Source organism: Prochlorococcus sp. G4PB16, assembly GCF_059772465.1.
In genome coordinates, this window is the sequence record NZ_CM186289.1 from 783,348 (window position 1) to 795,450 (window position 12,103).

At 33.1% G+C, this 12,103-nt stretch carries 21 protein-coding genes and 1 tRNA gene; 13 read left to right on the forward strand and 9 right to left on the reverse strand.

Features of this window, described 5'->3' with window-relative positions:
- Positions 1-153 precede the first annotated feature (153 nt).
- Positions 154-2,322 carry a polyribonucleotide nucleotidyltransferase gene (locus AC6EIZ_RS04835; RefSeq protein ID WP_498512825.1) on the forward strand — a complete coding sequence of 723 codons (2,169 nt, stop codon included), beginning with the start codon at positions 154-156 and terminating at the stop codon, positions 2,320-2,322.
- A gap of 3 nt (positions 2,323-2,325) precedes the next feature.
- Here the strand turns inward: AC6EIZ_RS04835 and AC6EIZ_RS04840 are convergent, their stop codons facing one another.
- Complete coding sequence (locus AC6EIZ_RS04840; protein ID WP_498512827.1) at positions 2,326-3,240, reverse strand: 3'(2'),5'-bisphosphate nucleotidase CysQ family protein; 915 nt, start codon at positions 3,238-3,240, stop codon at positions 2,326-2,328.
- A 1-nt stretch (position 3,241) separates the two neighbouring features.
- Between AC6EIZ_RS04840 and rsmI the strand changes: the two genes are divergently transcribed.
- Positions 3,242-4,129, forward strand: a complete 888-nt coding sequence (rsmI, locus tag AC6EIZ_RS04845; RefSeq protein WP_498512829.1) for a 16S rRNA (cytidine(1402)-2'-O)-methyltransferase — start codon at positions 3,242-3,244, stop codon at positions 4,127-4,129.
- 295 nt (positions 4,130-4,424) lie between these two features.
- Here the strand turns inward: rsmI and AC6EIZ_RS04850 are convergent, their stop codons facing one another.
- Positions 4,425-5,234 carry a hypothetical protein gene (locus AC6EIZ_RS04850; protein ID WP_498512831.1) on the reverse strand — a complete coding sequence of 270 codons (810 nt, stop codon included), beginning with the start codon at positions 5,232-5,234 and terminating at the stop codon, positions 4,425-4,427.
- 304 nt (positions 5,235-5,538) lie between these two features.
- On the opposite strand from AC6EIZ_RS04850, the gene AC6EIZ_RS04855 reads away from it, so the two are divergent.
- The 4 genes from AC6EIZ_RS04855 (at position 5,539) to AC6EIZ_RS04870 (ending at position 6,765) form a co-directional block, all read left to right on the forward strand.
- Positions 5,539-5,612: transfer RNA gene (locus AC6EIZ_RS04855), tRNA-Arg, on the forward strand.
- Between the two features lie 460 nt (positions 5,613-6,072).
- A complete protein-coding gene (locus AC6EIZ_RS04860; RefSeq protein ID WP_498512833.1) occupies positions 6,073-6,261 on the forward strand; it encodes a hypothetical protein in 189 nt (62 codons plus the stop codon).
- Entirely contained in the window at positions 6,262-6,432 is a 171-nt protein-coding gene (locus AC6EIZ_RS04865) for a hypothetical protein (RefSeq protein WP_498512835.1), read from the forward strand.
- Positions 6,433-6,570: 138 nt separating this feature from the next.
- Positions 6,571-6,765 (forward strand): hypothetical protein, encoded by a 195-nt coding sequence (locus tag AC6EIZ_RS04870; protein WP_498512837.1) that lies wholly within the window; start codon positions 6,571-6,573, stop codon positions 6,763-6,765.
- Positions 6,766-6,898: 133 nt separating this feature from the next.
- On the opposite strand, the gene AC6EIZ_RS04875 is transcribed toward AC6EIZ_RS04870, so the two are convergent.
- Entirely contained in the window at positions 6,899-7,153 is a 255-nt protein-coding gene (locus AC6EIZ_RS04875) for a hypothetical protein (RefSeq protein WP_498512839.1), read from the reverse strand.
- A 265-nt stretch (positions 7,154-7,418) separates the two neighbouring features.
- Here AC6EIZ_RS04875 and AC6EIZ_RS04880 point away from each other — a divergent pair, with 265 nt between their 5' ends.
- On the forward strand, positions 7,419-7,544 hold the full coding sequence (locus tag AC6EIZ_RS04880) for a hypothetical protein (protein ID WP_498512841.1): 126 nt from the start codon (positions 7,419-7,421) through the stop codon (positions 7,542-7,544).
- A gap of 52 nt (positions 7,545-7,596) precedes the next feature.
- Here the strand turns inward: AC6EIZ_RS04880 and AC6EIZ_RS04885 are convergent, their stop codons facing one another.
- Positions 7,597-7,767: a hypothetical protein gene (locus AC6EIZ_RS04885; protein WP_498512843.1), complete on the reverse strand. Its 171-nt coding sequence runs from the start codon at positions 7,765-7,767 to the stop codon at positions 7,597-7,599.
- A 254-nt stretch (positions 7,768-8,021) separates the two neighbouring features.
- On the opposite strand from AC6EIZ_RS04885, the gene AC6EIZ_RS04890 reads away from it, so the two are divergent.
- The 5 genes from AC6EIZ_RS04890 to AC6EIZ_RS04910 all read left to right on the forward strand — a co-directional run bounded on the left by AC6EIZ_RS04890 (position 8,022) and on the right by AC6EIZ_RS04910 (position 9,718).
- Complete coding sequence (locus tag AC6EIZ_RS04890; protein ID WP_498512845.1) at positions 8,022-8,168, forward strand: hypothetical protein; 147 nt, start codon at positions 8,022-8,024, stop codon at positions 8,166-8,168.
- Between the two features lie 198 nt (positions 8,169-8,366).
- Complete coding sequence (locus AC6EIZ_RS04895; protein ID WP_498512847.1) at positions 8,367-8,531, forward strand: hypothetical protein; 165 nt, start codon at positions 8,367-8,369, stop codon at positions 8,529-8,531.
- A 117-nt stretch (positions 8,532-8,648) separates the two neighbouring features.
- Positions 8,649-8,828: a hypothetical protein gene (locus AC6EIZ_RS04900; RefSeq protein WP_498512849.1), complete on the forward strand. Its 180-nt coding sequence runs from the start codon at positions 8,649-8,651 to the stop codon at positions 8,826-8,828.
- 3 nt (positions 8,829-8,831) lie between these two features.
- Entirely contained in the window at positions 8,832-8,960 is a 129-nt protein-coding gene (locus AC6EIZ_RS04905) for a hypothetical protein (RefSeq protein WP_498512851.1), read from the forward strand.
- A 590-nt stretch (positions 8,961-9,550) separates the two neighbouring features.
- Positions 9,551-9,718 carry a hypothetical protein gene (locus AC6EIZ_RS04910; RefSeq protein ID WP_498512853.1) on the forward strand — a complete coding sequence of 56 codons (168 nt, stop codon included), beginning with the start codon at positions 9,551-9,553 and terminating at the stop codon, positions 9,716-9,718.
- A 246-nt stretch (positions 9,719-9,964) separates the two neighbouring features.
- Here the strand turns inward: AC6EIZ_RS04910 and AC6EIZ_RS04915 are convergent, their stop codons facing one another.
- The 5 genes from AC6EIZ_RS04915 to AC6EIZ_RS04935 all read right to left on the reverse strand — a co-directional run bounded on the left by AC6EIZ_RS04915 (position 9,965) and on the right by AC6EIZ_RS04935 (position 11,344).
- Positions 9,965-10,090 (reverse strand): hypothetical protein, encoded by a 126-nt coding sequence (locus tag AC6EIZ_RS04915; RefSeq protein WP_498512855.1) that lies wholly within the window; start codon positions 10,088-10,090, stop codon positions 9,965-9,967.
- Between the two features lie 34 nt (positions 10,091-10,124).
- On the reverse strand, positions 10,125-10,322 hold the full coding sequence (locus tag AC6EIZ_RS04920; protein ID WP_498512857.1) for a hypothetical protein: 198 nt from the start codon (positions 10,320-10,322) through the stop codon (positions 10,125-10,127).
- 179 nt (positions 10,323-10,501) lie between these two features.
- Positions 10,502-10,804, reverse strand: a complete 303-nt coding sequence (locus AC6EIZ_RS04925) for a hypothetical protein (protein ID WP_498507615.1) — start codon at positions 10,802-10,804, stop codon at positions 10,502-10,504.
- Positions 10,805-10,823: 19 nt separating this feature from the next.
- Positions 10,824-10,967 carry a hypothetical protein gene (locus tag AC6EIZ_RS04930; protein ID WP_498512859.1) on the reverse strand — a complete coding sequence of 48 codons (144 nt, stop codon included), beginning with the start codon at positions 10,965-10,967 and terminating at the stop codon, positions 10,824-10,826.
- Positions 10,968-11,167: 200 nt separating this feature from the next.
- Entirely contained in the window at positions 11,168-11,344 is a 177-nt protein-coding gene (locus AC6EIZ_RS04935) for a hypothetical protein (protein ID WP_413682836.1), read from the reverse strand.
- A gap of 285 nt (positions 11,345-11,629) precedes the next feature.
- Between AC6EIZ_RS04935 and AC6EIZ_RS04940 the strand changes: the two genes are divergently transcribed.
- Positions 11,630-11,791: a hypothetical protein gene (locus AC6EIZ_RS04940; RefSeq protein ID WP_498512861.1), complete on the forward strand. Its 162-nt coding sequence runs from the start codon at positions 11,630-11,632 to the stop codon at positions 11,789-11,791.
- The last annotated feature ends 312 nt before the right edge of the window (positions 11,792-12,103 follow it).

A 12,103-nucleotide genomic window follows, 5' to 3' on the forward strand; every position in this document is an offset into this window, starting at 1 on the left:
ACCAATAAGTGGGAAAGATTAAATCTCCCACTTTTTTTTTAGTTTCAGTAATTGTGGTAAATGTTTCCTCTAGGAAACAAATCTATCAAGATTTTTACTCAATTAGTCCCATTAAGTGTAAGAATGTGTGAAGACAAAAAGCTATAAAGTCACGTGCAAGGTCAGACAAAATCCGTTTCCTTCGATGGTAGAGAGATAAAGCTCACTACAGGGAGATTTGCTCCACAGGCTGGTGGTTCAGTAATGATTGAATGTGGGGACACCTCCGTTCTTGTAACAGCAACAAAATCTACAGGACGAGAAGGAGTAGATTTCCTGCCTTTAATGTGTGATTACGAAGAAAGGCTATATGCAGCTGGACGGATTCCAGGAAGTTTTATGAGACGAGAAGGACGTCCCCCCGAGCGAGCAACTTTAATCTCAAGACTTATTGATCGCCCGATGAGACCTCTTTTCCCTGGTTGGATGAGAGACGATATACAAATAGTTGCGACATGTCTCTCCTTAGATGAAAGAGTTCCTGCAGATGTTTTGGCTGTAACTGGAGCTTCAATGGCAACACTAATGGCAGGAATACCTTTCCAAGGCCCTATGGCTGCCGTTCGAGTAGGCCTATTAGGAGATGACTTCGTTCTTAATCCAAGTTATCGAGAAATCGAAAGAGGTGATCTTGACCTTGTAGTCGCAGGAACTCCTGATGGTGTTGTGATGGTTGAAGCAGGAGCTAATCAACTTTCAGAACAAGATGTTATTGAAGCTATTGATTTTGGATACGAAGCCATAACTGAATTAATCAATGCTCAGAAGGAAGTTTTAAAAGAAGCAGGCATCAAACAAGAGATGCCAGAAGCGCCTCAAGTAGATGACACAATTTCAAATTATTTAGACAAAAATTGTACAAAATCAATTAGTGAAGTTCTTAAAAACTTTGATCAAACAAAAGATGAGAGAGACAATAAAATTGAAGAAATAAAGATAAGTATTACTTCAAAAATAGATGGACTAAAAGATGATAATGCTGTTAAAAAATCTCTTTCCTTAAATAACAAGTTGTTAGAAAATAGTTATAAAGCTTTAACCAAAAAGTTAATGAGAGATCAGATAATTAAAGAAGGCAAAAGAGTCGACGGAAGAGAATTAAATGAAGTAAGGGAAATCGATGCAGATGCTGCCGTTTTACCTAACAGAGTTCATGGATCAGCTTTGTTTCAAAGAGGTTTAACTCAAGTTCTCTCTACAGCAACATTAGGCACTCCAAGTGATGCACAAGAAATGGACGATTTAAACCCTAACACCGATAAGACATATATACATCATTACAACTTCCCACCTTACTCAGTTGGAGAGACTAAACCAATGAGAACTCCTGGTAGAAGAGAAGTTGGCCATGGAGCTTTAGCAGAAAGGGCCTTAATTCCTGTTCTCCCAGCAAAAGATACTTTCCCTTATGTCCTTAGAGTTGTTAGTGAAGTCTTGAGTTCAAATGGTTCTACTTCAATGGCTTCAGTTTGCGGTAGTACTCTAGCCTTGATGGATGCTGGAGTTCCTTTAAAAGCTCCTGTCGGTGGAGCCGCAATGGGACTAATTAAAGAAGGAAAAGAAGTTAGGATTTTAACTGATATTCAAGGGATAGAAGATTTTCTTGGAGATATGGATTTCAAAGTTGCAGGGACAGAAAAAGGAATTACGGCCTTGCAAATGGATATGAAGATAACTGGACTACCAATTGAGACAATTGGGGATGCTATTAATCAAGCACTTCCTGCTAGGACTCATATATTAGGAAAAATGTTAGAGGCAATTGAGACGCCAAAAGATAATCTTTCTCCTCATGCACCAAGACTATTAAGTTTTAGAATAGATCCAGAACTCATAGGAACTGTCATTGGCCCTGGAGGAAGAACAATAAAAGGGATCACTGAAAGAACCAACACTAAAATTGATATAGAAGATGGAGGGATAGTAACTATTGCATCTCATGATGGAGCAGCTGCAGAAGAAGCTCAAAGAATTATTGAAGGTTTAACTAGAAAAGTTCATGAAGGAGAAGTTTTCGCTGGCTCTATTACAAGAATTATTCCAATTGGTGCCTTTGTGGAAATTCTTCCTGGCAAAGAAGGGATGATTCATATTTCTCAATTATCTGAAGCAAGAGTAGAAAAAGTTGAAGATGTTGTAAAAGTTGGAGACCAAGTGACTGTAAGGGTAAGAGAGATAGATAATCGTGGACGTATAAATTTAACCCTAAGAGGAGTACCTCAAAATGGCGGAATGAACAATTATCCTGAGCCAACTCCTACTCCTGTTGCCCCTCTTACTTAAAAATTAAACTTTATATTTAGGCTCTTCTGTAGAGAAAAACTTCATAGCTTTATTACAAATATTTTGATGGGATTTCCCATGACTTGCTATTAAACAACCAGATTGAGAATAATTTGTTTTGTTATAAGTCAAACTCACTCCATCTGCATGAGAAAACATTCCACCAGCTGCCTCAATAAGCGCATGAGGGGCAGCCATATCCCAATCCTTTGGAGAAGTTTTTCCAGATAGAGAGATATAAACATCTGCGTCTCCTCTCAAAATAGATGCGACTTTACAACCAACACTTCCTATGTTTTTCGTTTCAGCAAAGGACAAAGTTGATAGAAGATTTAGAAGTTTTGATTCTTGATGATTTTTGCTTGAGACGAGAACCAATTCAGATAAATCTAGTCTTTTACTAAAAGAAACGGACTTTTTCGAACTATCACGTTTTTCATACCAAGCACCACTTCCAATGATTCCAAACCAAAGCTCCTCTTTTTCAGGAATCAAAACTATCCCAATTTTTGGCTTTTGCTTATATGCCAAAGCGATATGAACTGCATAGTTTTCAGATCCTTGAAGAAAATCCTTTGTCCCATCAAGCGGATCAAGGATCCAGCACCAATCTTTTTGATAATCGGCTTGCTGAAAAGTTTTCTCCTTAGAAGTTTCTTCACTTAAAATATCCCATTCTTTATAAGTGAAGTTATCCTTCAGACCAGAGATCAATAATTGATTCACTGCAGTATCAGCTGCTGATACTGGTCCATCGCCACCTTCTTCCACAGTCAAATATTTTTGGAACCCATAGGGAGGTTGATTTCCTCGTGCATAAGCCATCAAAACATCTGCAGCAGCCCAGCTAAGCTTTCTAAGTTCATCCAATAAAGTCGTTAAGTCGACCTCTTTTGGCACAACAAGTTCAATTGACATAATGGATTTAATTGATGATCACAAGCCTCTCCAAGAAAGATCAGAACCTTGTCCAGGGACTCTTTATATAGTAGGGACCCCAATAGGCAACTTAGGTGATTTGTCTCCAAGAGCAAAATCAATTCTTAAGAAAGTATCACTCATTGCCTGTGAAGATACTCGAAGGAGCGGAAAACTAATGAAAACAATAGGATCTGATGTAGATCTCCTTAGCTATCACAAACACAATTTCAAAAGTCGACAAACTAAATTATTGGGAATTTTAGAGAGTAGTGGAAGTCTTGCCTTAATTAGTGATGCTGGGTTACCAGGAATTAATGATCCTGGACAAGAACTTGTTCACGCTGCAAGGTCAAAGAGTTATGAAGTGATTTGCATCCCTGGTCCATGTGCAGCAATAACAGCATTAGTAATAAGTGGATTACCCTCAGAGAGATTTTGTTTTGAAGGGTTTCTTCCAAAAAAACAAAGTATTAGAAAAAAACGTTTGGAAAATATTTCTCAAGAACAAAGAACAACAGTCATCTATGAATCACCACATCAATTAATAAAACTTTTAGAAGATTTATCTATTTTATGCGGAAAAGATCGCCCTATTCAAATAGCCCGTGAACTTACAAAAAGGTACGAAGAGTCAATAGGAAAAACTATAGAAGAGGTACTAAAATATTTTCTTATTAATAAGCCTAAAGGCGAATTTACAATAGTTTTAGGAGGAAATAATAATACTAATAATAATACTACAAGTAAATCTGAAGCATTAAATAAGCTCAATGAATTAATCAAGAAAGGAGAAAAATCTAACATCGCAGCTCGAAAAATTGCAGAAGAAACAGGTTACGAAAGAAAATGGCTTTATTCAAAGTTACATAAGAAACTTGACAAATAAAGTTTTTCGCTTAATGCTAATTAAATATAAATCTTAATTAAAACAACTTTTATATGTTTTTCAAATTAAAACTTTTAACGCTAAATTTCGCTACATCAATATTACTAATTTTCTTTCTCTGCCTTGGATCTCAAAACCTAAGTAAGAAATATAGTTTGAATTTTCTTATAAATAAGACTGTATCTCTACCAATAGGTTTCATAATTGGTTCATCATTCACTTTAGGATTAATGTCTGGAGGCCTAACTTCAGTATTAATGATAAATAATAATGAAGAAAATTAATTTTAAAAGTCCTAATCATCCAAAGCAATAATTGCATCTTCAAGAATTAATCTAGTAATACCTTTTGAAATCAAATATGATTTGGAAAGTTTAAAAATACTTGTGTTTGGAATTTTAATAACTCTCTGATTTCTAGAACAAATTCTTTTTGCAGCACGTTGATTAGAAAATAATAAAATTGCATTTCTTTGTAATTCTTTCTCGGGCAAGAAACTCCATTCAGGCAAATCAGAAATAGGTTGAAAGTCTAGCTCAACTTTCTTATCAACAATCATATAAACGGTCTCAGGGAGGATTTCATAGCTAAATATCTCAAAATCTGATTTTTGCTTCTCTACATCAAAATCAAAACTAGAGAGCAAGGGGGTTATTTCCTCAAAATGATTTGCGAAGTTCTGGTCATTTTTATTATTTTGCTTTTCAGCGGATATATTTTCGCCAAAATCATCAGCATCCTCAAGAGCTAAAAAAGCAATTTCCTCAAACTCTTTAACAGGAGATTGTTCATTTACTTTTAAAATTAAATCTTCTTGATTAACTTTTTCCTTAAATGTAATTAATGAATTTGTCTGTTCTGAATCTTCCATTTTTCCTTTTTCATTCTCAACTAAATTTTTAGTTTTATTGACAATCTTTGATCTTTTCTTCTTTAAAAGTTTATATTCAGTTTCTGTCAATAAAGTTTTGACTGTTCTATTTATAGTATTGGCCGTACAACTATATTTTTCTGCAAGGACATTGGTATTATCTCCAGCAATATAAGCCTCTAATATTTCCGCTTTTTGCGGCTTGGTCAACCTTCTTGAAATCATTTCTATCATTTCTACCCATCCAAGATAAGACCTAATCAACAGAAGTAGTAAAAATAATTTTCAACCTACAAAAAACTCTAAACAAATCAAGATCCTCAAAAAATATTATCAGAATAAGTATAAACTCCTAACCCTTGTGATATAAATATCTATTCCTGGCATTTCAGAAAGTCAATTTCAGCAAATAATTTATCAAGCTGTTGTTGGTCTGCTTAATTCTGCTTGTGGCAAGCTACGTCAGTATGTAGTCTTAAATGGTTGATTTTTCAGAGCAAAGCGATCTTTATCGTTTTTCTCTTAAATATCCCTTTTAGCTCCCTTAGCTCAGCTGGATAGAGCAACTGCCTTCTAAGCAGTGGGCCGCAAGTTCGAATCTTGCAGGGAGCGTACTCAAACTCGAATAAATGGAGGTAGAAAGTATCTCTGGCGAAAGATCTAAGGCACCTAAGGCGGCCAAAAAGCAGAAATAAAAGAAGATGAGGCATTTGTCTTATGTCTCATCCCTTTTCTAAAAAAATAAAAAACAATAGATATCTGTATATAGGTAGTAAGTGTTCAAAAGGTGGGGAGTCACCTAAGAAACATGAGGTATTTTTTGCCCCCTACCTGCTATGCAGAGGGGAATTCTTTTCATTGGTTGTAATAACAAGCTTTCTTATCGGGTGCTATTTCGATTTGGCGGGACGAGCGGCGGGATTAAGCCATAGACCACCTCCTAATAGCTGTAGGACTAAGACCGTATATATCAACAATTGAGATAACTATCCATTTGATACAAAGAATGGTTTAAAAAATCATTTCCCGAAAACGAATTATTAGTCATAAATAAAAAAGAGGTTACTTTTTTATGGAATTACAACTAAGAAAAAGTATTTTATTTGATGTCATTGATGGAATCCCTCCTTCAGGGAACGAAAGTAAAAGTGTGATGAATTATAGAAAAGAAATCGAACAAAGTCATTTAACTTTGGAAGAAGAAGCGATGAAACTTGGAATAAGCAGAGACGTTATTGAGTTCACTGAAGATTTCAGATAGATGTCTAGAGACGCTCCAACAGAAGTTGAACTTCTTGAAATGTGTGAATATTTTGAAAAAGTTTTAAGAGATGGATCAAGAAGCTCTATTGCATCAGCTCTTGAATTGCTTAGCAGAGATAATTGCCCATACACGCCTATTCTTAAAGCAAAAGGAATCATCCAGAAGTAATAGACCATCTACTGACAAATAATGGTAAAGACAGGATTAAATGAACTATTTTTATGTCTTTAATATCAATACTTATATAAAAATAAGAGACATAAAAAACAAAATTGCTTTGTTAGCATTTAATTTTTAATAAAACGCTTGGAAATATTAATAATATGTTTTGGAATAATTATTGGACTAGCGACGTATATTTCTCATGGAATACTTTTGAAAACCTTATTTTTCACATTCTTAGGCTATCTAGGTTGGGATTTTGGAATGAGATTTTTAAATGATAATGATGATGATGATTTTGATGGAGGGAAAATGATTCCTATTTTACAAAGGAGTTAAATACAAATTTCATTATTATCTATTAACACATTAAAACGTTAGTCACCTAATACACTTTTGATGTCCAACTACGATATATGCAGTAGGACAATCCCCCTTAAAAGGATCAATCACAAATCGGAATTAATAGAATTTATTGAGAGTTATCTTCTTTCTTTGCAACAGGTTGAACTTCTTCGACAGGCTGAGTCTCTTCAACTGATTGATCTTCCGCTGCAGGTTGAACTTCTTCGGCAGGCTGAGTCTCTTTAACAGGCTGAACTACTTCAACTGATTTATTTCCTTTAAAAAATTCAGAAATTTTGTCGCTAATTCCTTTTAAAAGTTCAGCGATTTTCTGACTTATCTCTTTTAAAACGTCAGAAAGTTTTTGTAGAAAGTTTTTCATTGTTTAAAAACGCCTGTAAAATTAAATAACCTTATAAAGATTGCTTGCTAATATAAACATTTTTAATGCAAGGTGTCACTGGAGGCTAATACTCAAAACAAATGCAGTTGTGCTTTTTTGTCGTTTGGATAATTAATTCGGATACATTAGCCGTTAAGAATAATATTCTTGGTATCTTCTTTACTTACTCTGATATGTCTAATTCGTACTTTTCATTAAATGAATTAACTCACAATATATCTATAAATCGTAGTTAAAAAAAAAAATGACTCTTGAGATTTCAGAAATTGTTCTCGCTAAATCATTTTTAGTCTTAGGCTTGCTTGCGTTTGCTTGTATCGGATTCGCATCATTAGTTAATAAAAAGCAAAAAGAAGCTGCTGTTAGATAAACCTATACTCTAATTTTTAATAGAGCAATAACTTCTGAAAAGATAAAAATAGTTAGTCACCTTTTTTATTATCCTCTCCTGAGTAAGGTTGATTCCCTATATCCGGTGGTGGATTATTACCAAAGTCATCAACTAAAGCATCTGCTTCGCTGGTGAATAATTTGCTGAACCATTGCTTGGTTGCAATGATGGCTGTCCAAATTTTGTCTCTTTTCCTACTCATGAAAATATTCCTTTTATAGTTATTTCATTATAAGACAGGTGTTTTTTCTTATTCTCACCTATTCAAGCAGGGTTTAAAAATAGATTAGGAGACAGGGCACGCTAGGTAAAAAAATAAGTGCCTGTCTCAAAGGAGGCGACCAAAATCTCGCCTCCTTCTTCATGTCTTTTTTTTTTTTAATTTGTAAAAAGCGAACTTGCCAATAATGAGTTCTTTGAGCTAACTAGATATGAAATGTCTATCCATTATCTGCTATGAGATTTGCAGTCACAATGGTTAATTCAAAAGGAAAGACACACGAAGAAACCATCATTGCCAACAATAAACAAGAGGCAATGTGGCAAGCACAGGATTGCAATCCATTCTCAAAAATTATTAAAGCCAATTGGGTTTACAAGTAAGAGTATTTCTTAAAAGAACTCTTCTTCGCATTTTGAACTATTCAACCATGTCGACACGATCTAAAACAGCTAGAGAATCTTTGTAATGACTTTAACTTCTTAATTTTATTTGTTATGGTATTCCATACGTTCGTCTGGTTATAACTGGACGCATGACATGGAAATAGGGAACGGGATTTCCATTAACAGATAAGGGTTATGAACAACCTTTTACTCATTAAAGAGCGAATCAAAAGAGCAGAAAGGCTTCGCCAAGCACAACTTTCTGCGACGCAAAATGGAATGCTTATTGCTTATAGGCGTTCTGCTTTTGAAGAAAGGCAAAAACAAGCTCGTGAAGAAGTTGCAGCAAATGATTCTTGATTCAGAATTGAATTGTTGACAATCGATTTATCTTGGGGGCAGTAAGCCCCTTTTTTCATGTCTCCTTAGAAAGGCCCGCAAATAATCATATACTGCGTCATTACATCAACAGTCGAATTGATCGGGATTGCAGTTGGGTTGATTCCTCAATTCAAAGTAAATAAAGCAAAACTTTTATGTGCTGAACATTATTCACTGAAAGAGACAATGAAGGAATTGAGTGCAGGCGAAAAGATTCAAAAAAAGTTTATTGGCAATGAAGAAGGTAATGTTGGAGATTACTGTAGGAGTCTTTAAGTAATGTTTTTTGCTCAAAATGGACTTGGTGTTGAAATCTTTTCTCTATTAGGGATTTTGATTCTTGTTATTGGAGTTGCTTTTACTGTTGGACTTCCTGTTGCAATGATCAAGTACGGGAAGAAGGATTAGAAAATGTCAACAGAATGAAATCATTAGCACTTAGACCGTAAATATCATCAATATTTTTTCACTCCTAGAAGAAATTCAATGACTGCTAATTCTTTTTTTCTTATTATCTAACGCACAAATAAACAATATTAAAGTTTTCTTGAGCATCCGTTTTGATTGTTCCTAGTAAAATTTAATTATTGATGCACTGAGTCTTTAAAAGTATTCAGATTGTATATTTGTTCTAAATGAGTTTTAACTATTTCTACTTGAATTTGATGAACAAATTTAGGTTTTCTTTTTGCGATGAAAGTTGATATGAAAGTAAAAAATATTACAAATAGAAGTGAAATTGATAAGCAGTAAAAGAATATTATTGACATGTGAATAAAGTCTAGAAGAATTTTTTATACTTAAATATAGTAACAATAATTGGAAAGTGTTGATGAATTACTTTGCCTGTAAAAAGGGAGAGCTGTTCAAAGAAAAATAATACAAAACAATACCACCTTATTTTACAAAAATATATAAAAGAAGTTCTATGCTAGTTACCTTTATCTCAACCAAGTTACAAAGTTGTTAGTTTGTTTAGATAATTTTGATCGATAATCATGCAAACACTTTTTGGAAGAACTTCTATAATAAATTCCACTCATCCAGCCAAAACTAATATCACCAAACTTAAATTAAAAATTAGATTTGGGAAAATAATTGCTTTCGGTATAGCTGCAAAAATAATTATTGGTGGTGCTTTTATATTTTTTATGATGGTTAACTAGGATTTATTCTCCATGGATGACTATAAATTGGCAGTAGTTTTTTCGATTTTTGTTTTATTTCCCTTAGGTATCTTCAAAATATCAGGAATGATTAAAAAGCTTCAGAGAATGTCATCTTCCAATAAAAACACTAAACCAAGCTAGGTTCTTTGCCTAGGAATTCAAGCAGGTCATTCGAAAACCTATTTACTTTCTAAAGTTACCGCCTCAAACTTCTAAAAAATTGATCTTAGTCATACATATATTTCAGCCTTCTAATCTATTTCCAAGGATCATTAATTCTTTATCAATTCCTTTTTGCTTTCTTTTTCCTTCTATATAAGGCATTAATATATTTAGCAACCATTTTTTGAAAGAATTTATAGGATTCATTCCTTAATTCAAATTGCTTGGGTGAAATAAATGCTTAGTTGATTTGGGGTTTGCCCATATATTTAAAGATCATCGCATCTTGTTCTTCCCCTTTATCGCCAAGACCTTCTATCCATTCTTTATATTCTTCGTAAAGGCACCTTCTGCCAGGTTCATTAAGTTCTTCCATACGCTTTACTGCTTGTTCGAACATAATTACTACTGCTTCATGAGCATTTTTTCTAGAAAGCATAATTATTAAACTTGTATTTTTAACAAACTACATCCATTTGAAAATTTGAATAGTTCATATTTTCATCAAAAATGTAAGTGATAATTTTTTCTTTATATTATCTACTTCATCCTGTACTAAGCACGTATAAATTAATTAAAAATCATTTTCAACCATGAACACTTTTTTTGTTAATTGAATTATGTATTTTGTCCATAAAGCTTATATTGACAAAGAGCATCAAATAATTTGTAAGCTCTTGGCTTTCCCGTTCTAACTGGACGAATCCTATCAAGGATTGAGGCATTACAAGTAATCCAGTAACTTCCTTGTTCAAGATTACAAGCTTCGCAAATATTCCAATGGGCAATTGAAGGAGATAATATTTCGCTAATTGTACTCATTGTTTTAATATGCTCCCTCTCTAAGAAGTCAACTTCTTCTTCTGAGAGTTTACCTGTTCCACAATAATCTTCAATTACAGTTTTAAAATCAAAAGCCATATAGTTAGGTTTGATAAATTTAAGGCTGAACAATACTTACTTTTGGATTGTCAAAAGGATCATCTGTTAACACTGCCAAACAAATCCTTTTTGGAGTCTCAATTTGTTCATGGTGCTGACAACTTTCCAAGCAACAAAAATATCTATCTTGAGCTGATTTCATTAATTTAGAGTAAATGGATCGAAATCTTATCTCATGAATTACTATTTCTAGGTTGAACCTTTACTTAATTAATATTTGTGTTTTAAAAACATATTATTTGGTATCAAATTGTCAACTAGAGAGAAAGAATGATCACGGCAAATATACCTATTGCTCTTGGAGAATAGTTATAAAGATAAGAATTATTTAACTTAGTTTATTTAAGCTTGATAAGCTAAGACATTGATTCCACTACCTCTATCATCGTCATCGTCATCGTCTTTCTTTAGTAATTTAGAAACTAATTCAAAATATAAAAAAGGAAGCAAAGGACTAAAACATAATAGAAGCAAATGAAAAACGGATAAGCTTTCTTGTAATGTTTGAATTTGACCCATCAATAAATGAAAAAGTCGGCTTAAGGTAAATTAATTAAATAAAAAATAATAGATCGGCTTACTCGTAAGTATTTATATTCATTAGTTCGGCTTTTGAATAATGGCTCCTATAAAATTGATCTTAATCGATTTCTAAAAGATTTATCTATACAAAAAAAGTGTCATCAATACTATTATTTGTTACATTTTTAAAATCATTTAAATACATATTAATTACATATCTCTTGTTTCTAGTACTAAAAAGCTTTTGCTAAATTAGCTTCTTTCTAATTATTTTATTCACTTATGATTATTGCTTCATTAGTTGGCACACCTGCTCCGACGGCGATCTTAGCGGGTGTTCTTTCGATAGCACTTTTTGCGATTGTAGGAGTAATAGTTGGTCCTAATTTTGATGGTGTGAATGCTCCAGCGATTGGGAAAAGCCAGGCAAAGAAAGATGATTAATCTAAAAATTTAATCAACTTAATTTTGAATGCTTACATGATAAAGTATTTAAAATTTATTTATTATGTATATTTTGATATGTTCATTCCATATGAAAAGTAGCTCTTAATCTAATCATCTTTATAATGAAATTAATAAAGCATTTTTAGTTCTCTCTAGCCCATAGAGAGGACTTTTTTTTGAATATAAATAACTTGACCTTCTATTCAATTAGCATTTGGAAGTTAGAATTGGATTATAAATCACATTGAAATATATATTTTTAGTCTGTCTCATCAACTTTTAATTACTTCGTATATTTTTAAAATGATT

What these genes read in the sequence shown, in the direction of transcription:
- AC6EIZ_RS04905 (WP_498512851.1), top strand. Translation starts at nt 8,832, where the DNA reads ATGTTTTTTGCTCAAAATGGACTTGGTGTTGAAATCTTTTCTCTATTA.
- AC6EIZ_RS04910 (WP_498512853.1), top strand. Translation starts at nt 9,551, where the DNA reads ATGCAAACACTTTTTGGAAGAACTTCTATAATAAATTCCACTCATCCA.
- AC6EIZ_RS04895 (WP_498512847.1), top strand. Translation starts at nt 8,367, where the DNA reads ATGAACAACCTTTTACTCATTAAAGAGCGAATCAAAAGAGCAGAAAGG.
- AC6EIZ_RS04920 (WP_498512857.1), bottom strand. Translation starts at nt 10,322, where the DNA reads ATGCTTTCTAGAAAAAATGCTCATGAAGCAGTAGTAATTATGTTCGAA.
- AC6EIZ_RS04880 (WP_498512841.1), top strand. Translation starts at nt 7,419, where the DNA reads ATGACTCTTGAGATTTCAGAAATTGTTCTCGCTAAATCATTTTTAGTC.
- AC6EIZ_RS04840 (WP_498512827.1), bottom strand. Translation starts at nt 3,240, where the DNA reads ATGTCAATTGAACTTGTTGTGCCAAAAGAGGTCGACTTAACGACTTTA.
- AC6EIZ_RS04875 (WP_498512839.1), bottom strand. Translation starts at nt 7,153, where the DNA reads ATGAAAAACTTTCTACAAAAACTTTCTGACGTTTTAAAAGAGATAAGT.
- AC6EIZ_RS04925 (WP_498507615.1), bottom strand. Translation starts at nt 10,804, where the DNA reads ATGGCTTTTGATTTTAAAACTGTAATTGAAGATTATTGTGGAACAGGT.
- AC6EIZ_RS04940 (WP_498512861.1), top strand. Translation starts at nt 11,630, where the DNA reads ATGATTATTGCTTCATTAGTTGGCACACCTGCTCCGACGGCGATCTTA.
- AC6EIZ_RS04915 (WP_498512855.1), bottom strand. Translation starts at nt 10,090, where the DNA reads ATGAATCCTATAAATTCTTTCAAAAAATGGTTGCTAAATATATTAATG.
- AC6EIZ_RS04865 (WP_498512835.1), top strand. Translation starts at nt 6,262, where the DNA reads ATGTCTAGAGACGCTCCAACAGAAGTTGAACTTCTTGAAATGTGTGAA.
- AC6EIZ_RS04930 (WP_498512859.1), bottom strand. Translation starts at nt 10,967, where the DNA reads ATGAAATCAGCTCAAGATAGATATTTTTGTTGCTTGGAAAGTTGTCAG.
- AC6EIZ_RS04935 (WP_413682836.1), bottom strand. Translation starts at nt 11,344, where the DNA reads ATGGGTCAAATTCAAACATTACAAGAAAGCTTATCCGTTTTTCATTTG.
- AC6EIZ_RS04890 (WP_498512845.1), top strand. Translation starts at nt 8,022, where the DNA reads ATGAGATTTGCAGTCACAATGGTTAATTCAAAAGGAAAGACACACGAA.
- AC6EIZ_RS04860 (WP_498512833.1), top strand. Translation starts at nt 6,073, where the DNA reads ATGGAATTACAACTAAGAAAAAGTATTTTATTTGATGTCATTGATGGA.
- AC6EIZ_RS04885 (WP_498512843.1), bottom strand. Translation starts at nt 7,767, where the DNA reads ATGAGTAGGAAAAGAGACAAAATTTGGACAGCCATCATTGCAACCAAG.
- AC6EIZ_RS04850 (WP_498512831.1), bottom strand. Translation starts at nt 5,234, where the DNA reads ATGATAGAAATGATTTCAAGAAGGTTGACCAAGCCGCAAAAAGCGGAA.
- rsmI (WP_498512829.1), top strand. Translation starts at nt 3,242, where the DNA reads ATGGATTTAATTGATGATCACAAGCCTCTCCAAGAAAGATCAGAACCT.